Origin of the sequence: Alteromonas sp. BZK5 (assembly GCF_014349115.1) — a bacterium.
In the GTDB taxonomy this organism is placed as follows: Bacteria; Pseudomonadota; Gammaproteobacteria; order Enterobacterales; family Alteromonadaceae; genus Alteromonas; species Alteromonas macleodii.
Genome location: NZ_JACSOE010000007.1, coordinates 60011 through 77266, shown reverse-complemented (window position 1 = coordinate 77266; position 17256 = coordinate 60011). Strand labels below are relative to the sequence as shown.

The 17256-nt window shown below is 45.1% G+C and carries 20 protein-coding genes; 6 read left to right on the top strand and 14 right to left on the bottom strand.

The features are described 5' to 3' along the window. Positions 1-451: 451 nt before the first annotated feature. Together BIZ39_RS03730 and BIZ39_RS03725 are read left to right on the top strand one after the other, a co-directional pair. Positions 452-1225 (top strand): siderophore-interacting protein, encoded by a 774-nt coding sequence (locus BIZ39_RS03730; protein WP_187446375.1) that lies wholly within the window; start codon positions 452-454, stop codon positions 1223-1225. Between the two features lie 201 nt (positions 1226-1426). Next, positions 1427-1618, top strand: coding sequence for a CsbD family protein (locus BIZ39_RS03725; RefSeq protein WP_014951177.1), 192 nt, complete (start codon positions 1427-1429; stop codon positions 1616-1618). 157 nt (positions 1619-1775) lie between these two features. On the opposite strand, the gene BIZ39_RS03720 is transcribed toward BIZ39_RS03725, so the two are convergent. From BIZ39_RS03720 to BIZ39_RS03710, 3 genes are read right to left on the bottom strand one after another with little or no spacing between them, the layout of a single operon-like run. Beyond that, positions 1776-2297: a CC0125/CC1285 family lipoprotein gene (locus tag BIZ39_RS03720; RefSeq protein ID WP_014977712.1), complete on the bottom strand. Its 522-nt coding sequence runs from the start codon at positions 2295-2297 to the stop codon at positions 1776-1778. Then, on the bottom strand, positions 2287-3126 hold the full coding sequence (locus BIZ39_RS03715) for a DVU3141 family protein (protein WP_187446374.1): 840 nt from the start codon (positions 3124-3126) through the stop codon (positions 2287-2289). Before BIZ39_RS03715 ends, BIZ39_RS03720 begins: the two co-directional genes overlap by 11 nt. Beyond that, complete coding sequence (locus BIZ39_RS03710; protein ID WP_039229337.1) at positions 3123-3620, bottom strand: RNA polymerase sigma factor; 498 nt, start codon at positions 3618-3620, stop codon at positions 3123-3125. The genes BIZ39_RS03715 and BIZ39_RS03710 overlap by 4 nt, the downstream gene beginning before the upstream one ends. A gap of 350 nt (positions 3621-3970) precedes the next feature. Here BIZ39_RS03710 and BIZ39_RS03705 point away from each other — a divergent pair, with 350 nt between their 5' ends. Beyond that, entirely contained in the window at positions 3971-5329 is a 1359-nt protein-coding gene (locus BIZ39_RS03705; protein ID WP_187446373.1) for a S8 family serine peptidase, read from the top strand. Between the two features lie 41 nt (positions 5330-5370). Here the strand turns inward: BIZ39_RS03705 and BIZ39_RS22495 are convergent, their stop codons facing one another. From BIZ39_RS22495 to arfB, 5 genes are all read right to left on the bottom strand, one after another. Then, the gene (locus BIZ39_RS22495; RefSeq protein WP_316248213.1) at positions 5371-5838 is read right to left on the bottom strand and encodes an outer membrane beta-barrel protein; all 468 of its coding nucleotides are present in this window, start codon (positions 5836-5838) and stop codon (positions 5371-5373) included. Then, complete coding sequence (locus BIZ39_RS22145) at positions 5792-6391, bottom strand: hypothetical protein (RefSeq protein WP_262385691.1); 600 nt, start codon at positions 6389-6391, stop codon at positions 5792-5794. Before BIZ39_RS22145 ends, BIZ39_RS22495 begins: the two co-directional genes overlap by 47 nt. Before the next feature lie 250 nt (positions 6392-6641). Further along, positions 6642-7661, bottom strand: a complete 1020-nt coding sequence (locus BIZ39_RS03695; RefSeq protein WP_187446372.1) for a hypothetical protein — start codon at positions 7659-7661, stop codon at positions 6642-6644. 123 nt (positions 7662-7784) lie between these two features. Continuing rightward, positions 7785-8462 carry a hypothetical protein gene (locus BIZ39_RS03690; protein WP_039229119.1) on the bottom strand — a complete coding sequence of 226 codons (678 nt, stop codon included), beginning with the start codon at positions 8460-8462 and terminating at the stop codon, positions 7785-7787. A gap of 126 nt (positions 8463-8588) precedes the next feature. Then, on the bottom strand, positions 8589-8993 hold the full coding sequence (arfB, locus tag BIZ39_RS03685) for an alternative ribosome rescue aminoacyl-tRNA hydrolase ArfB (RefSeq protein ID WP_187446371.1): 405 nt from the start codon (positions 8991-8993) through the stop codon (positions 8589-8591). A 146-nt stretch (positions 8994-9139) separates the two neighbouring features. Between arfB and BIZ39_RS03680 the strand changes: the two genes are divergently transcribed. Then, the gene (locus tag BIZ39_RS03680) at positions 9140-10069 is read left to right on the top strand and encodes an alpha/beta fold hydrolase (protein ID WP_061096124.1); all 930 of its coding nucleotides are present in this window, start codon (positions 9140-9142) and stop codon (positions 10067-10069) included. Positions 10070-10078: 9 nt separating this feature from the next. On the opposite strand, the gene BIZ39_RS03675 is transcribed toward BIZ39_RS03680, so the two are convergent. The 4 genes from BIZ39_RS03675 to BIZ39_RS03660 form a co-directional block, all read right to left on the bottom strand. Continuing rightward, positions 10079-10513 (bottom strand): hypothetical protein, encoded by a 435-nt coding sequence (locus BIZ39_RS03675; RefSeq protein ID WP_061096125.1) that lies wholly within the window; start codon positions 10511-10513, stop codon positions 10079-10081. 73 nt (positions 10514-10586) lie between these two features. Next, on the bottom strand, positions 10587-11033 hold the full coding sequence (locus BIZ39_RS03670) for a hypothetical protein (RefSeq protein ID WP_014951188.1): 447 nt from the start codon (positions 11031-11033) through the stop codon (positions 10587-10589). Between the two features lie 130 nt (positions 11034-11163). After that, entirely contained in the window at positions 11164-11727 is a 564-nt protein-coding gene (locus BIZ39_RS03665; RefSeq protein WP_014951189.1) for a CBS domain-containing protein, read from the bottom strand. 43 nt (positions 11728-11770) lie between these two features. Next, entirely contained in the window at positions 11771-12004 is a 234-nt protein-coding gene (locus tag BIZ39_RS03660; protein ID WP_014977718.1) for a hypothetical protein, read from the bottom strand. Positions 12005-12464: 460 nt separating this feature from the next. Here BIZ39_RS03660 and BIZ39_RS03655 point away from each other — a divergent pair, with 460 nt between their 5' ends. Beyond that, on the top strand, positions 12465-12992 hold the full coding sequence (locus BIZ39_RS03655; protein WP_187446370.1) for a cytochrome b: 528 nt from the start codon (positions 12465-12467) through the stop codon (positions 12990-12992). A gap of 22 nt (positions 12993-13014) precedes the next feature. After that, positions 13015-13581 (top strand): YceI family protein, encoded by a 567-nt coding sequence (locus tag BIZ39_RS03650; protein WP_014951192.1) that lies wholly within the window; start codon positions 13015-13017, stop codon positions 13579-13581. Positions 13582-13657: 76 nt separating this feature from the next. Here the strand turns inward: BIZ39_RS03650 and BIZ39_RS03645 are convergent, their stop codons facing one another. Next, complete coding sequence (locus tag BIZ39_RS03645; RefSeq protein WP_014951193.1) at positions 13658-14950, bottom strand: NAD(P)/FAD-dependent oxidoreductase; 1293 nt, start codon at positions 14948-14950, stop codon at positions 13658-13660. Between the two features lie 185 nt (positions 14951-15135). Then, a complete protein-coding gene (locus tag BIZ39_RS03640) occupies positions 15136-17205 on the bottom strand; it encodes a TonB-dependent receptor (RefSeq protein WP_187446369.1) in 2070 nt (689 codons plus the stop codon). Positions 17206-17256 lie beyond the last annotated feature (51 nt).

The following is a 17256-nucleotide window of genomic DNA, read 5'->3' as shown; positions in this document are numbered from 1 at the left end:
CATCAAAGCTAAACAGGCCTTAGCGAATTAATGTCAGCCTGACAGGTGACAGGAATACGCCTATTTCAAAGGTATCTATTTTTTTACCTTTTATTTTTAAAAAAGCGGAACCTTTTTATAATTAGGCTATCTTAACTTATACATGAAGTCGTTGAGTGTGCGTCTTTGTGGTGTGTAAATGTGTTTTCCAAGTTATGTTGTGGTTTTTTAAGGGGCTTTTTAGCCCCTTTTCTTTTGCTCTAATCTTTCCTTTTCCAGTGCGTATTCCTCGCTTATTGTTATAGTACTAATCCAACGTACACCTATCTATTTTATTTGTATTAGTTTCTCTCAAGACCGGTCAGTTAATCTAAAAAATAGAACTAAACAATCCTGATCATTTCACCTTTAGAAATAGAAATGAGAATTATTTCCAAATAGAATGGCTACTCAAGATCACAGGAGTAAGCTAATGTCTAAACCGCAACCTCGCAGAGCTATTGTCACCCAATCAGTCCGAATTACCCCAAATATGCAGCGTGTACACCTTAGTGGGGAAGACCTTCTTACCTTTCCCTCGGTTACTGCAGGTGCGTACATCAAACTTATGTTCGACCTAGAAGGAAACCCGCTGAAACGCCCCACAGATACGAGCCAAGTGGCAATGCGCACCTATACGGTTGCGCACTTTGACGCAGAGAAGCCTGAAATGATTCTGGATATGGTTATCCATGCCGATGGTGGTAAAACTGGCCCTGCGTCGGCATGGGCGACAAGTACAAAGCCTGGCGACATCATCACGCTCGCAGGGCCCGGTTCTAGTAAGGGACTCAGCGAGCAATATGATTGGATACTGTTGGCTGGCGACATGACAGCGCTTCCTAGTATTAGAAATCACCTCGCCGAGCTTCCTGTACAAACCAAAGGCTACGCCGTGATTAAAATTGAAGACGAAAAGGATGCGGTTACACTTAAAAAGCCCGAAGGAGTAACGGTAATATGGGAACATGAGCAATCTTTACCTTTCCGCCTCGACCAGTTACCTTGGCTCGACGGAAATCCCACAGTTTGGGTGGCGTGTGAATTTTCTGATATGCGGGCGATTCGGACATGGCTCAAGGACGAAAAATCCGTGGCGCACGAGAATATTTATATTAGTAGCTACTGGAAGAAAGGCCGCAGCGAAGATCAACATAAAATAGAAAAAAGGCAGGACAGTGAAGCGTATGCTAAAACATTGGCTTAGTTGATGATTATGCTTCCTGTAGGCTTTGCAAGAACTTGTAAATTCTGCATAAAAACCAACTGTACGGTAGAATTTTCATAAACAATAAATTCAATACTTTCATGCACCTACAAAATGGAACAGCATTTGCTGCTAAGAAAATAACTGGCCAATTATTCCGCCAGTTTTTTCAACCAATTGTTTGGATAAGGAGAGCAAGTTATGAACAGTGATCGTATTGAAGGTAATTGGAAAGAAATGAAAGGTAAGGTGCAGCAAAAGTGGGGCAAACTTACCGATGACGACCTAGATGTAATTGACGGTCGACGTGAAGAACTAGTAGGTAAGATTCAACAAGCTTATGGCAAAAGCCGTGACGAAGCTGAAAAAGAGGTCGATGGTTACTTTAATTAATCGCCGTCTCCAATATATGAATTAAGACACTGGCAGTATAACAATCTGGTATCACTATGTTGTTAATCTTTATTGCTACTAAAAGGGCCGCTGCATAATTCAGCGGCCCTTTTTATTTGTGTCGTAGTCAAGGGAGGTTATGCCCTTTGATTTTTTATCACTCTTCCGTCTTAGGCTGTAAGTTATCGCGAACTTCCCTTGCGTCAAAGCTCGTTGCCGACGTTGGACGCGTACCTTTGCCTATCTCAATGCTCAAGATACTTTCGATCTCACTTTGCTGAGAGCCCCCTACAAATACACCCGTTTCGAATTGGGTAGTAGGGTGGTAGGACGTTCTGCAAGTGAGCACACCGCACTCGGTAACCCGTGCATATCGCTGGCTAAAGCCTGCGGTAGGTGTGGTTTGCACAGTCTCCTTATCTACTAAGGTCTCTCGGTCAGTCACTACAAACCAGTCGTAACCTTCTAATAACGTAAGCTCGGCAGCACGGAGCATGGCGTAATCCATCGCCTTGCCTTTATCAGATCCCTTCGCTTTGAAATGCACGCGGTATTGGGTATCACTCAACTTACTTTCCGTGTAGCCAAAGCCGCCTTTTTTGGCCTGTCTATAATCAGGTTGACTGGCGCAGCCCGCCATAATTAATACCGCAAGTACTAACATAATTTTAGTTTTCATCATTTACTCCTTCGGCCTTGTCAGCTAGCCAAGTTGCTTCAATTGCGTTTTTCTCTTGCTCTCGGTTTAATGGCGCAGACGCCATCATTTTGTCTAACTCTTCTTCCATTACTTTAGCGCTAGTGGCGGTTTGATATTGACCTGCATTCTCACCTAGCTCGTCCAATTTGCTAGCGGCAAGCTGCCACGCACCTTGCTTATCTTTACAAGCAATCATTACATTTAGTTCATCTTTCGATGCGACTTCAGCCTGTCTACAGTAGTTAAACTCCGTATTTACGAAAGACAACTGTGGCGTAACCGTCACGCCTGAATCAAAGGTTGTTGCTTCGCCAGTTAGGTTACTGTCGAGTACCGATGATACTCTCGCCCAATGAGAAGGCTGCGTTGTTTCAGCGCCCTGTTGATTAAAGAACACTAAGCCCGCTAATACCGCCACACTCGCAGCTATTGCAAAAGGCCCCTTCCACTTCGTTTGTTTATGTGGCGCACTATTAGTTGAATTCACTTTATTTGGAAACGGCTTAACGTTTTCCGCAGAGCTTTGATTTGCAGCGCTTGCGCTGGCTAAGCTTGCATCAGATGCCTGTACGCCGCTTGCCTGGCTTAACGGTTTTTCATCACTCAAAAGGGCCACGATTTCTTTGGGCAGCGCCACTGCTGTCGCTTTTTCAGCAGCCACCTTCACAACTCTATCCACTTCTGCAAGTGCGGCGAGTCGGTCAGAAACGGTAACATCGTGCGCTATCGCTTCACGAACCAGATCCATCTCAGCGGTATCTAACTCTCCATCTAAAAATGCTGAGAGTTTTTCGTCAGTTAAGATCACGATAGCACCTCGTTTTGACCATTTAGTAAGTTTGATATTTTTGCTCTCGCTCTAGCAAGACGGCTCATAATGGTGCCCGTCGGTACCTGCAACACTTCAGAAGCATCCGCGTAACTCATCCCTTGTACAGCAACCAAAGAAAGGGTTTCTCTTTGCTCACAGGGTAACTCATCCATAGCGCTTGAGACTTGTTTGAGCGTAATTGTCTGCGTTATAGCGTCATCTATGTCATTGCAGCTATTCGCCGATTGCGCTTCATAGGAAAGGGCATCAGTCGCATTGGTTCTAACTTTCTTCGCTCTGTATTCGTCTATCCAACAGTTGCGGCACACTCTAAATGCCCAAGCCATTAATGTAACTTGCTCAGGAAGCGGTTTACTCAATAGCCGTTCAAGCGTGTTCTGAAGTAAATCATCAGCATCATGCATGTTACCCGTCAACGAATATGCAAACTTTCGCAATGACGGGACGAGTTCAGTCAACTCATCTTTCATTTTCATGTACCTTTGTAAGGTTTCCCGTTATCTCTACCCTGTTAACGAGCCACTCTTGTTTTTATTCCACGTACTAAGACCTATTTTTTACTGCACTGTATTGCAGCGGTCTATGAGCCATCTAGACAAGGCGAATGTTTAACAGTCTAAAGGGTCGCATTGGAATTTTTCTTCTGTCTAATCGTCACTACACTGTAAGGTAGTGGTAAATGCCTGTTCGCCTTTAACGCACATTTAGAACAACGTTTGTGCACAATGGACCACAGGCTTCTAATAGAGGCTATGGCACAATTTATGCCATTCCTTCTTTAGGCACCGATCTGCCCCAACGTTAACGTAAAGGTAGTAAAATGAAGTACACACTCATTGTGGCGATTTTGAGTTTGATTGCGGCACCAATATCACAAGCCCAACTAGCAGGAACATTGAATCAAGTGGTGTCTCCTGTGCGTCCGATAATTGATAGAACCTCCTCCGACCTAAACGCCATTCGCGAGGAAGCAAGACGAAAAGCGCAATCATCTATCGAAGGCGCCAGAGACTTATCAACAGTGGCGTCGGGCGTACTAGGCGACATTCCTGCCCCCCAATTTATCGCTCCTGCAGCAACCACTATTTTATCGACTTCAGGCCAAGTGGTTGAAAATGGCTTTCTGGCTGTCGAAAAGGAGTGGCTATTCCTAGGGGAAGAAGCCGACAAAGTACATTTTCAAGGTGCCAATATTGAAATACAAAAAGCTCAGTTTTTGCCCGCGCTCTCTCAGTGGCTTTTTAAAGTTAAAGTCACAGGAGATGAGGATGATGTGTCGTCTATTCGCAACAGTTTGCCCCATGATTTGCAGTCTCAAATTGGTCGAAATCATATTTATTTATCACAGACCAAGCCCACTTCGAACGGGTCTTTTCAAGAGATAAGCAGTGAAAAGCTGGAAACCTGTCCAACCCCCCTGCGCATTGGAATGGTTGATACTCATGTAGCGTCCAATCACCCACTGCTCTCACACGTTAATTTAACGCAAGCGTCTTTTATTGTCGGTCATAATCAAGATCGAAATCAGGAGCAAGATGGCAATGCGGGCAGCGAAACTGACGTTGCCTTTTCGTCAGACCACGGTACCGCAGTAGCCAGCCTATTGGCGGCGTCGTTGCCTAAGTCTAGCCAGGTATTTAACGCCAGTGTGTTTTATTCGCGTAATAGCGTTAGCCAAGGCGCTACGCTAATGTCGTTAATTGAAGGTTTAAACTATCTTGCATCACAGCAGGTAGACGCCATAAACATGAGTCTTGCAGGTCCCGACAACCCTATTTTAGCGCGGGTCATAAATCAATTGGATAAGAGCGGTATTCAAATCATTGCAGCGGTGGGCAACGAGGGACCAGCCTCTTTACCCTTGTACCCCGCGGCTTATACAGAAACATTAGGCATTACGGCCGTTGATAAATCTAATGTAATTTATAGGTGGGCAAACCAAAGGGATTACGTCGATTTTGCTGCGTTTGGCGTGTCGGTAGATGCCGCACATCCTAATGGAAAAACGATCAGGCAAACGGGAACCTCTATGGCTTCACCGCGCGCCACCGCTTTGTATGCATGCTTTTTGCGCGAAAAACAAGAAAGGAACGCTGCCTTGTTGAAACTTCAGCAGCTAGCTTTAGATGCAGGGGCTCCCGGACGAGACAGCGTATTCGGTTTTGGTGTGCTGCCTTAAATTAAGCGTGCTGTTCATTATAGAACTTATATTAACGCCCACTAAAAATGAACGTTAATGCCTAACTCAGCAATGGTTTCTTGGTAATTTGCGCCATCGACACTAGAAGCAAAGTCTCCATATTGCGTTGACAGTTTAATATCAACATTGTTGTGAATGGCGTAATCGGCACTCATCTCAACAACGTGTCTGTCGTCTTCCCTGCCTATACCTCCATCTTGTTCTGAGGCGTAATCTCTTACATCTAATTGATAGGCAACCGTAAGCTTCAAGGGTTTACTAAACACCGCTAGAGGATAGGTGTACGCTAGATCCATCCCAATACCGGTGTAATCGAACACATTATTTTGGGCATTTTCATTTTGATACTTAAGTGCGATTTGGAAGAAGTCTTCACCTTCGAAGAAGTAAAATAGGTCACTGCGCACAGCAGCTGCTTCACTATCTCGAATTGGCGCACCTTCAGGCGTGTTCTCGAATTGTTTTATCGATAAGGTCGCTACTAACACGCAAGTAAGTGCGCTGCCCCAACAATTTTCCGACAGATAATCCAGATTGTTGATAGGTGAGGAAGTCACGCCCGTCTAGCTCAGCGCTAGCGTGATAGTAGTGCGCTCCTAGTTTGGCGAAGTCAAACGCATAGCTGGTGCTAGCGGACAGTGTGGTAAGGCCAAGATCGAACTCGCTTAGCGTTTGATAGTTGGTATTCGCCTGACTTACCGACAGTACATTTTCCCATTTCGCTGTGGGCTTCACCAGCACCCTTAGCTGAGCTTCTGACTGTACCGCGCCGTCGGCCACATCTGAATTCGTATCGAGCTCGCTAACGCTCACATTGCTATCAGAGCGGTACCCTAGATAGCCAGACCCTGAGAATGAAATCGTTTGGTGTTTTGCGTTTGTATGATTCGCATCTTCATCATTGTGCGAGTGACTGTCAGAGCCCGCATAAGCAGCGCTACTACCGAGTAAAACAGCTGCCACGGACAGCGATAGGCATTTGCGGCCGCCACGAATAAGGTTGTTTGTTGTTGATGAGTGTTGAAGTATTTGCGTATTCATTGTTGTTACCTACCACAGAGAAAGTGAAACTTAGCGATTGCTGTTTTTAAGGAGAGACGTGAGATTTGACTTGAGGTGCTCGCTTTAAGGAATGCACGATAGCGAGGCAGTGTATTCGCACCTGCAGCCTAGACCTTAAATAGCGGCTTGCCTTTCTATTTAGACAAGCCGCACTCAGACTTTAAGGTGGCTATTTAACGTGCTAGCTCAAAGTTGCTCTACGCCCACCTAGTGGTTTTAGGCCTTTATATTAAAGGCCAAGCGCACCTGAAATACTTGAAGCTACGTTGTCGTTTACAGTGCTTGTTACGGCGCTTTCAACCGAACTCGCCACTGTATTATTTACCGTGCTTGCTACGGTGCTATCCACCGTATTTGCTACCGTGCCTTCTACCGTATTTCCTACCGTATTTGCGACTGTTGCTGACACAGTTTGCTCGACTGTATTTGAAACTGCGCCTTCTACAGAGCTATCCACCGTACTTGCTACCGTGCCTTCTACCGTGCTTTCTACCGTGCCTTCTACCGTATTTCCTACCGTGTCAATAATTGTTCCTTCGACAGCGGTGCCAACCGTTCCGGTTACAGAACTGGTCACTGAGCTTGCTACGGTGCTGGCTGCTGTATTGGCTACGCCGCCGTTTACCGCACTTTCGATGGTGCCTGCAGCCGTGTTCGATAAGGTACTACCTGCTGCTGTTTCTGCAGTATTGTTTAGTGCACCACTTACACTGCCAGCTAGCGAACCTCCTGGGGTATTTTCCGCACCATTGTTTGTTAGTGAACCGATTTGGTTCAATGCCAAGCTTGGCGCTGTCTGCGCTGTACTTTCTGCTTCACTTTCTGCTCCATCGACTTGTTCTGCATTTCCAGACGCTGATGACAGTACAGATAATGACCCAGACACACTACTTGCCAGTGCGCCTGCCACTGGCGAAGTTATCGAGTTCGCCATATCTGATGTTGCAGAAACTTGACTCACTCCCTGACCGGCAGATAGATCGTTGCTTGTTTGGTTTGCGGATAATTGTTCACCGGTATCGGCTGAGGTCTCGGTGGACATTTGGCTCTGCGTAGATGCTTCGCCTTCGGCAGAAGTCTGCGTATTAACCTGATTTGCAGACTGTGTAGTTGCACCGCTTGTTAGTGAAAGCGATGCCGAAGTCGACGCATTAGCTGATGTGTTAGCAGAGAACGTGGTTTCTTGAGCCAACACAGACGTTGACGCGATACCTAAAGCCAGTGCAATTGCAGTATTTAACTTTTTCATCCGTTTATCTCCGTTTTTCATAAAGGACACTGAGATAACGATTGAAGAAAAGTTTTTATTCCGCACTGAGTTTGATTTTTTTAAAAGAATTAAAAAAGCCCTGTAAAAACAGGGCTTTTCGAACTATTTTTCTGAAGCAGTCATGCTCTTTTCCCACCAGGGAAGTGAAAAATCTATATTATCTGGGTCGTAAGTTTTGGCATATTTCATTTTAACTGAACTCCAAAACGCAGCTTTGAAAGCAGGGTCGTAAATAACAAACTCACCCTTTTCGCGATACTGTTCAAACAGTTTTTGATAAGCTCCTACTGGTGTTAACGGGTTATCCTGTTGAAAAACCACATCTCCGCCGTACGCTTCGTAAAGGGCTTTCGATACTTTCCAGCTTTTTGCCATGCCTTCCGCCATTGCCAAACGATAACGCTCTAGCTCTTCATCTTGATAGGCGCCATCGCTGTCCAAATCAACGGTCCATAATTTTATTACAGAATACGCAGATTGAATTTCGCTTTCATTTGGCTCTATCGCATTTTTATCGGCAAAATCTGAAAGAACAGACTCGGTAATTTTATTACCAAGTGCACGCTGAGCTAAAATAGCTCGTACTTCTTTCTCAGACTTGTCAGTTAAAATAGACTGAAAACGGTCAACATCAGCCTGTGAAGGCTGTAGTTCAGTATTAGAAATAGATTTGTTGAACAAACGAGCAATAATCTCGTTTGCGGCTTGCGGTGTATTAATCCCAAGCGAAACCACTATGGCTGCAAATAACACCATAGGAATAACGTTCGAACGCGTCACTTTGTATGCTTCCCTAAGTTCCAATAATTAGCATAAGCACAAGACACATTCATTTATTATTGTAAGAATTTTCCGTTGTCTTGCGAAATGACATCTATAAGGCTTTATACTTTAGATTAGTTTTGTTTAAAATTCCACTTTCTTACGCATAGATTTTTTAGCACCTTGTTGTTTTTTTACATCTACACGACGTGCTTTTGCCGCACGGCTCACCTTTGTTTTTATGCGCGGTTTTTGTTCAATTGTCGCAGCCTTTATCCACGCAACAAGTCGCGCTAGCGCATCTTCTCTGTTTTGTTCTTGCGTTCGATAATTTTGCGCTTTAAGCACAAAAACACCGTCGTTGGTTACGCGACTATCTTTAAGCTGAAGTAGCTTTTCAGGCAGCGATGATCCATTTATGTCGAAGCGTAAATGTATGGCGCTACTTACTTTGTTCACATTCTGCCCACCGCTACCTTGTGCTCGAATAGCTTGCAATTCAGCTTCGCTTTCATCTATCGCGATAGAAGGGGTTATTATTAATTCCATCTCAAATCCTAATACGTCATGGCGTAACCACGTTAACGTTGCAGCACTAGCGGCTCTACATCTATAGGTCACTATCACTACTGCTTACTTGACCATTTTTGCGTTAACCGATAGGTTGTTTTTTATCCTTATTTTGGACATAAAACATGATCATCGCATTGCTCATCATTATTTGTATCGTTGTAGCGCTTATTTGGTTTACCGCCAAAATGGACAGCAATATCGAAGCTTCATTCACACCATCAGGAAAACTTACGCCTGTTGATGGTGGAATTATTCACTGGCAAAAGCAAGGAAACGGTCCGGCGCTTGTGCTGATTCATGGTTTACTTGGCAATAGTAACAATTTTAGCGAATTAGCAAAAACCCTCGCTTCCCGCTACACGGTCTATACCATTGATCGTCCAGGCAGCGGATTTTCGAGCCGCTATAAAAGCACATCCGCCAGCTTCGAACAGCAAAGTAAAATGATACTCGAGTGGATGCAAAAAGAGGGAATAGGTAGTGCGAGCATCGCTGGGCATTCAATGGGAGGAGGAATTGCACTGAGGATGGCAATCGATGCACCTGACAAAATAAAATCGGTTTCGCTTCTATGCCCGTTAACTACACCACTAAAAGGTGGTGCCGGGCCTCTTTCGGTGCTTTACATACCCAATGAATGGGTACGCAGCAGTGTTGCAAAAACCATTGCCAGTCCACTGCGTGCAAAGTTAGGTCGAAAACAAGTCGCACAAATTTTTCACCCCGAACCTGTCCCCCCGTCCTTTTCAACTGAAGGCGGTGGTTTATTAGCGCTTCACTCTCGAAGCTTTTATGAAGGTAGCAGAGATACAGTATCTGCGCAGGGCAGTCTGCACCGTCAGCAAACTCGTTATGAAGATATTCAATGCCCTGTTGGGGTATTGTATGGTGAAAAAGATACTATCTTGAGGCCCGACGAGCACATCACCGCGGTAACAAAGGCAATAGGAAGTGCGGTACACAAAATTATTTCTGGCGCTGGCCACATGATCCCCGTTACTCAGGTGCAAGCGTGCGCAGACTTTATAATATCGATTGACGAAAGCGCTTAAGTAAGTGGCTTAGTGAAGCCTTGCACCTGTCTTTTCAACGTGCTCTTTATGAGAAAACTCAACAACGGCGAGTGTGCGCTCTCGACCACAAGTCGACTGCTTCAGTTTGCGAAGCTGATCGGCGACTCTCTCAATGCCGTCATACGCTTTGCACATTTCAAAAGGGGTCGCGCCCAGCGTTATATTGTAACTGCTAAACCACGCCTTCATTTGCTCACTGTCCCCATCTGACAATGAAATGAGTAAATGATACATACGAATAAAAGCGAGCTGCTTTCTGTACTCTGATGTGCCACTCTCAAACCCAAGTAGCGTAGTCTGCGCCAAAGAAGATGGAGAAATACCCAATATTTCAGAAGCTTGCTTGATATTTAAACCGAGTTCCTGGTATGCCCAAGTGAAGGCTTTCGTAACAACGCTGGTAGGAAATAGTGATCTATTCATAATATCGCCTCGTTTCATCGAACAATGTTATACAGATGTTATGAAACATTGCGAAATGCGTACCAAGTTTTATCTACAGCTTCATTGCTACTTTCTCACGATGCAAATCGATGCCATCTTTATCGACGGAAAATCCTTTTGAAGACAACCAATCAACAGCATCTTCTATGGAATCCACAAAAATATAATCAATATTGGTATCGCGATACACGCGTTTAAGTTGCGCCTGCGTGGTTGCTCGAACGCTTGACTCTCCCATCACTAATGCCACATGAGTGAGCCCTATGGGATTTACCGAAGCCACACGTTCGTGAAGCAGCGCTTCAGCATCAGGAATGAGTAGTGATTCGCCAACAACACTAACAATATCGCACCAAGCTTTCCCATGTAAGCACTCGGAAAGCGTGCGATACTCACTGGCAAAGCTATTTACACACTCTCTGTTCCACGGCCCATAAGCTTGCGTTAGCACCGCATCACCACAGCGTGTAATAATAAATTCACCATGAGCATACTGCATATAACCACCTAACTACTTCGATAAAATATTAAGCTAGCAAATACCGTTAAGGCGATATATGCCTTTGACTACGAGTTGTTTTGAAACAACACGTAGTCAAAGTATGGTTCAGTATTGAGAAAATTGAAAATTAAGCGGCAAGAATGTTGATCAGCTCAGCAAACGTAGGGCGGCCCTGTATATCAAGCGGCAAACGCAGCTCTCTAGCAATGTCACTCACGCTGATTACGCCACGAATTTCATGGCTGTCTCTGTCCATGACAAGGCAATGGTGCTGCCCGTAGTCTTTGAGTGTTTCTATCACGTCGCCCACTGATGAACGTATTAGCTCACTGAAATCAAACGACATGAGCGAGGTTTTAGGACGCATGAAATCATGAACAGTGAGCTCTTCTCGCTTAATCTTAAGCTCGCTCACACGCTGAATGATTTGCTGTTCACCGACATCGTGACTGGTCACAATACCAATGAAACGGTTCTCACTGTTTACCACCAGCATCATACGCACATGAGACTGACGCATAATCGACTCTATTTTCGTTGCTGGAGTTCGAGCATCAATAACGTGTGGTAAGTGCTGCTTAAAGTCAGTGAAGACCGCCATAGCAGATGATTTTACAGTAATAGTGTTTTCAACAACCGGCCATGCCAATGTATCGATAGCTTCGGTTTTATATAGATTTAAGGCGTGCATACCTTTCTCCTAATCAAAAATAAAAAATTCAGTTTTTTAATGATTAAGTGAAAGAAGGTGGCCCTCGAATGATGTTATCGCGCTGCCTAGTAAAGGCTTTTGCATCAATCGTTTTTCCAGCCGAAAACCGGTATTTTTCCAAGCCGCTGGTGATGTCGACAAACGAAATGCCATCATCAATGTCGTCGTCAGATACTTCAAAAGCGGAGCTTTCCCATTCGCTAATGAGGGTTGAGAGCGTATTTGCACTGTTCGACTGCCCCGCAATATTTTGCACACTTCTTCCCTCTCCCAATACGGAGACGGATACTAGTGATGAAAATAACGCTGGCAGAATAACGGCCAACAAAACGTACGAAACGCGCAAAGCGTACAACCTCTACTGAACTAAACAACATTGAAGCAAAGCAGCCACTTTTGTTACTGCCTATTTAAACTATAAGAGTATTTAGCGCGTTTAATAGAGGTGTTTAGCGCATTTTATCGACCATTAAACGACGCGTCTTCGAAAACTAATCGTGTCGCGACTCAGGTTTGGTGGGTTGTTTGCTGTACATTCGTTCTAAAAACAAGAACGAACACTCCCATTAAATGTGATGTTTAGCCAACGTAATTAGAAATACACTAGATTCAATTGATGCATGAGGTGTTTTTTCAGCGGTCATTTAGCGTTTGAGATAACGCATTAACTGAAGGTCTAAACAACCTGATTGCAAGTAAGTAATAACGGAAGTGATATGAAATCAAGATGGTCCAGACCTATAGTTATTTTGCATTGGATATCTGCCATTGCCATTGTCGGCATGTTTGCTTCAGGGCTGTGGATGGTCGACCTCACATATTACAGCGACTGGTATAAGACGGCACCGCATTGGCACAAGAGTGTTGGATTAATTTTGCTTGCCATCACTGTTATTCGCTTAGTCACGCGCGTTGTTACTTCACGGCCGCCGTCACATGGCACCCCGTTAGAAAAAAGGTTAAGTCGCATAGGTCATGGGCTTCTGTACACCTTGATTATCATGCTATTCGCGAGCGGCTATTTAATTTCAACGGCCGATGGAAGAAGCATCGACGTATTTAATTGGTTTTCTGTACCTGCAATGGGCGAATTCTTTGAAAATCAAGAAGACATTGCAGGAGAGGCCCATTTTTATATTGCGTGGTCAGTGATTGTATTGGCGATCATTCACGCGCTGGCTGCGCTGAAACACCACTTTATTAGTAACTATGACACACTGAAGCAGATGTTACGGCTTCGATGATATTGAGGAAAAAGGAGAAATGATGAAGAAGTTAACACTTGCCTTGGCCGCTGCGCTGTCTTTAAGCACCGCTAACGCCGCAGATTATGTGATTGATAGCAAAGGCGCCCACGCGTCTATCAACTTTAAAATTCAACACTTGGGCTACTCGTGGCTTACTGGTCGCTTCAACGATTTTAAAGGTACTTTTAGTTACGACGACGCAGCACCTAGTGCAGCAAAAATTATGGTGACTATCGATACCGACAGTATCGACTCAAACCACGCAGAGCGTGACAAGCACCTTAAGAGCGACGATTTCTTAAACGTTGACGACTTTCCAGAGGCGAAGTTTGTCAGCACAAAAATTGTCGATAAAGGCAATGGCATGATGGATGTAATGGGTGACTTCACGCTTCATGGTGTAACAAAGCCTATTACAATTGAAGCCAAAAAGATTGGCGAAGGCAAAGACCCATGGGGCGGCTATCGTGCAGGCTTTATGGGCACAACGACGATTGCACTTAAAGATTATGGCATCGACTATGATTTAGGCCCAGCGTCGCAAACGGTAGAATTAGAGCTTCACGTTGAAGGCGTGAAACAATAGCTATTTACATTTAGTCCCAGCGAACTAAATTTATGATTTAAGAAAGCCCCAAACATGGGGCTTTTTTTACATGTGGTTAGTGAAGCTTCAGCTTAGGGCTGATGGCCTGACTTAACTTCTTCACAAGGAGCTTTAGAGCACCTTTAATTTTTCCGTGTACTGCAAACTGGTGCATATTATACAAAGAAACGTAAACCAACTTAGCTAGACGCCCTTCAATGAACATACTGCTGTTTGACAGTGAGCCCATTAAGCTTCCAACAGTGCTGTATTTACTTAAGTGAACCAAGGATCCATAGTCCTTGTAAGTAAAATCTTTCGTGTCTTTTTGATTAAATAACGACGTTATATTATGCGCAACAATATCCGCCATTTGGTGGGCAGACTGCGCTCGAGGCGGCACCCACTTCCCATTTTCCTGCTGGAAACCGCAGCAATCGCCTAGCACCCAAATATTCTTATGAGATGAACTGCGAAGCTGCTTATCAACAAGAATTTGATTGGCTCTGTTCGTTTCAAAAAGCGCAAGCTTTGTTATGAAGTCCGGTGCTTTCACCCCCGCAGCCCACACCATTAAATCAGCGTCAATCCGACCACCGTCTTTTGTGATCAGCCCTTTCGCGTCGGCTTCTGCCACCATGGTTTGCTCTTTAATATCTACGCCCAACTTATGCAGCGCTTTTCTTGCAGAGTTTGCTATACGCTCAGGTAGCGCAGGCAATATACGCTCTCCCGCTTCTACGATCGTAATCTTAAGACGAGAAGCTGACATGTCTGGCATTCCGTACGCCTTGGACAAATTCGCCACATGGTGAAGTTGAGCGGCTAGCTCAGTACCTGTTGCTCCTGCCCCGACAATAGCGACATCAATTCTGGCGTCTTTATCTTCTTGCTGATTGATGCGGATTAGTTGATTAAGAAGCGCTCTGTGAAAACGTTCAGCTTGCTTTAACGAGTCAAGAAAGTAGCAATGCTCAGCAACGCCAGGTGTGCCAAAGTCGTTACTCACGCTGCCAACCGCCAGCACTAACTGGTCATAATGAATCTCGCGTTCAGGCAAAACCTGAGTCCCTTCTTCGTCAATTAAAGGCGACAAAGTTATGGTTTGCGCTTGCGCGTTAAGCGAGCACATTTCACCTAATTGAAAGCGGTAGTGGTGAGCTGCAGCGTGGATGGCGTAGTCCACACCGTCTGAATGCTTATCAATTACACCGGCGGCCACTTCGTGTAATAGCGGCTTCCAGATATGGGTTCGACTGCGGTCGACGAGGGTAATTTCGGCTTGTTTCTTTCTCCCGAGGGTGCGGCTTAAGCGACTGGCTAATTCAAGACCACCAGCACCGCCACCAACAATTACTATTTTTTGCATGGGTATACCTATTAACAATCATTCCACGTATGTCGCCTGACCTTTCCAAGCGCTATACATGGCGTGACTGAGACCCATGCTGATGCCTACAGACTACGCCTGATGCCGCTGGGGTACAAGCAAATCACGGCAATAGTCTGTATTTTCAAGATTAATAATTATCTATTACGGTTGCTTATTTGAATCTATAACGTGAACGATGCCGTTATCATGAAGTTTCGAGGCCGCCCAGGAAAATATCGAGGGCCTGTGAAGCTAGTAAAATCGGCGCGTTCAGCGTAGTCCGTATCAAATACGTTGTTAACCCGCACATACAATGTAACGTCTTCGTTCACGCTGTAGCGTACACGCGCATGTACCAAGTCATGCCCCTCGTACTCGTTGAGATTTTCAGCGTCGGTGAAATAGCTCGAAACATGCTGCCACTCTAGCTGCGTTTGTACCTTGCTCGACATCTCAAAGCTTAAACGAGCGTTAAACTGAAGCTTTGGCGCAGTATCAATATCATTACCTTTAATGTCTTGTTCACCTGAGAGCTGACTGTGCTCGTAGGTATGCCTTGCGTATGTACCAGCAAAATCTAAGCGCAGTATATCGCTTAACGGTTGGTCAAAAGTAAGCTCTACGCCTCTATGCCACGTTTCGCCGTTGCTTACGTTGAAAAAGTCGCTGTCGCGGTAAATCACATTATCTTTTTGTAGGCTGTAAAGGCTAAGCGTATAGCTGCCGTCAAATAGTGTACCTGTAACGCCCATCTCGATATTATCGGCCGTTACCGAGTCAAGATCAGTAACAGTCTGTGCACGCTGCAAACGATACAGCTCTGTTGCCTGAGGCGCGCGATAGCCTCTTGCGATGCCGCCAAATAACTGTGTTTGAGGATTAAGTTGATAACGAAGTGAAAGCTTCGGACTAAAGTTATCAAAATCATTTTCGCTGTCTGCTGGTCTGGAATATCTGCAGCCGCCAAAACCGCACTGTGTGCCATCTTCGCGTACACGACCAACATTCATATTGTTGGTGTAGTCGTATTGCATAGACTCAAAGCGCCCGCCGACAGAAATAGCCCAACGCTCAGCTTGCCAATTAAAGGTAAAGAAAGGCGCAAATAGCGTGGCATCTACATCATAATCATAGTGTTTACCTGCAGGAATGGTTTCAACCAAAAAGGCTGACCCTTCTGTGGCGCTGTCTTGTGACTGGGTTAATTCACCTTCTGTGTATTCTACGTCTAATCCTATATCTGCACTTAGGCTGTCATTAATGACGTAATGGAACTGAGAAAGCACACCCACGCCTTTTTGGGCATTCGTTTCAAGGGGTTTGCCTGGAAGAAAATGCATTCTAAAACGCATGTCCTGGTTGCGTAAGTAAGGTGTAATCGACAGTGCATGACCACCGCTAAAGCTTGTATCGAACTTGCTCCATAGCCTAAAACTTTCTGCTTTTCGAAACGCTTCGGGGTTTGGGTTGCTTTTGGCTATTTGTGTATTTTTGTAGCTTTCAAACCCTTCGATGTAGCCGGCAGTTTCTTGGTCCAGATGGGTATAGGTAAGGCCGCTCGTGATAACCGTGCTGCCCCACTCTAGCCTGTGGCGAAGCGAGACTTTCTCTTGGTCAACGCCCTCTTCATTTCGATATCCTGTATCTCTGGTAACACTGGCAGCAATACCCACGCCGCTGCGACCAAAGTCTTTCCCTTCTTTAAGCTTTACGCGATGAAACCCATAAGACCCGTAATCAACGCTAAGCTCTCCGTCGCCTTGGGTTGTGTCAGGGGTAATCACATTAATCACACCATGTATCGCATTAGAGCCATAAAGCGCTGACGCAGGGCCTTTTATCACGTCAATACGCTGTGCAATTTCACCGTGTGCTTCAAACAGCTCGTTAATATTGCAAAAACCTGCTGCGCGCAACGCAATACCATCTTCTGCTGCTAAAATTCCGCCGCACGCTCCAGCGCCGGTTAACACTGGCGAACGAAGGGCAGGTAAATACTCTTGCCCATTGCCCCGCTGTACGCCGGCCCCCCCAATGTAATTCAGCGACTCTTGGATATGTTGAAATGAAAGCAGCGAAAGCGTTTCTTCTGAAATAGACGACACTGCATAACCGGAAGCATTCATATTTCCCTGTATACGAGAAGACGTGGTTTCAATTCTTTCTATTTCATTGGTTTGTTGAGCGATGGCTGCATGCGATAGCAGAGACACAGCTAGCAACGACAGAGGAAAGCTTGGGGCAAAGCGCATTATCTATCCTTATGATGACAAAATGTTTTTTTAGCAACTGATGCTAGTGTA

Bases quoted from the DNA above. Each gene is read 5' to 3' on its own strand.
- BIZ39_RS03730 (WP_187446375.1), top strand. From the start codon at position 452: ATGTCTAAACCGCAACCTCGCAGAGCTATTGTCACCCAATCAGTCCGA.
- BIZ39_RS03725 (WP_014951177.1), top strand. From the start codon at position 1,427: ATGAACAGTGATCGTATTGAAGGTAATTGGAAAGAAATGAAAGGTAAG.
- BIZ39_RS03720 (WP_014977712.1), bottom strand. From the start codon at position 2,297: ATGAAAACTAAAATTATGTTAGTACTTGCGGTATTAATTATGGCGGGC.
- BIZ39_RS03710 (WP_039229337.1), bottom strand. From the start codon at position 3,620: ATGAAAGATGAGTTGACTGAACTCGTCCCGTCATTGCGAAAGTTTGCA.
- BIZ39_RS03705 (WP_187446373.1), top strand. From the start codon at position 3,971: ATGAAGTACACACTCATTGTGGCGATTTTGAGTTTGATTGCGGCACCA.
- BIZ39_RS22145 (WP_262385691.1), bottom strand. From the start codon at position 6,391: ATGAATACGCAAATACTTCAACACTCATCAACAACAAACAACCTTATT.
- BIZ39_RS03695 (WP_187446372.1), bottom strand. From the start codon at position 7,661: ATGAAAAAGTTAAATACTGCAATTGCACTGGCTTTAGGTATCGCGTCA.
- arfB (WP_187446371.1), bottom strand. From the start codon at position 8,993: ATGGAATTAATAATAACCCCTTCTATCGCGATAGATGAAAGCGAAGCT.
- BIZ39_RS03680 (WP_061096124.1), top strand. From the start codon at position 9,140: ATGATCATCGCATTGCTCATCATTATTTGTATCGTTGTAGCGCTTATT.
- BIZ39_RS03675 (WP_061096125.1), bottom strand. From the start codon at position 10,513: ATGAATAGATCACTATTTCCTACCAGCGTTGTTACGAAAGCCTTCACT.
- BIZ39_RS03670 (WP_014951188.1), bottom strand. From the start codon at position 11,033: ATGCAGTATGCTCATGGTGAATTTATTATTACACGCTGTGGTGATGCG.
- BIZ39_RS03665 (WP_014951189.1), bottom strand. From the start codon at position 11,727: ATGCACGCCTTAAATCTATATAAAACCGAAGCTATCGATACATTGGCA.
- BIZ39_RS03655 (WP_187446370.1), top strand. From the start codon at position 12,465: ATGAAATCAAGATGGTCCAGACCTATAGTTATTTTGCATTGGATATCT.
- BIZ39_RS03650 (WP_014951192.1), top strand. From the start codon at position 13,015: ATGAAGAAGTTAACACTTGCCTTGGCCGCTGCGCTGTCTTTAAGCACC.
- BIZ39_RS03645 (WP_014951193.1), bottom strand. From the start codon at position 14,950: ATGCAAAAAATAGTAATTGTTGGTGGCGGTGCTGGTGGTCTTGAATTA.
- BIZ39_RS03640 (WP_187446369.1), bottom strand. From the start codon at position 17,205: ATGCGCTTTGCCCCAAGCTTTCCTCTGTCGTTGCTAGCTGTGTCTCTG.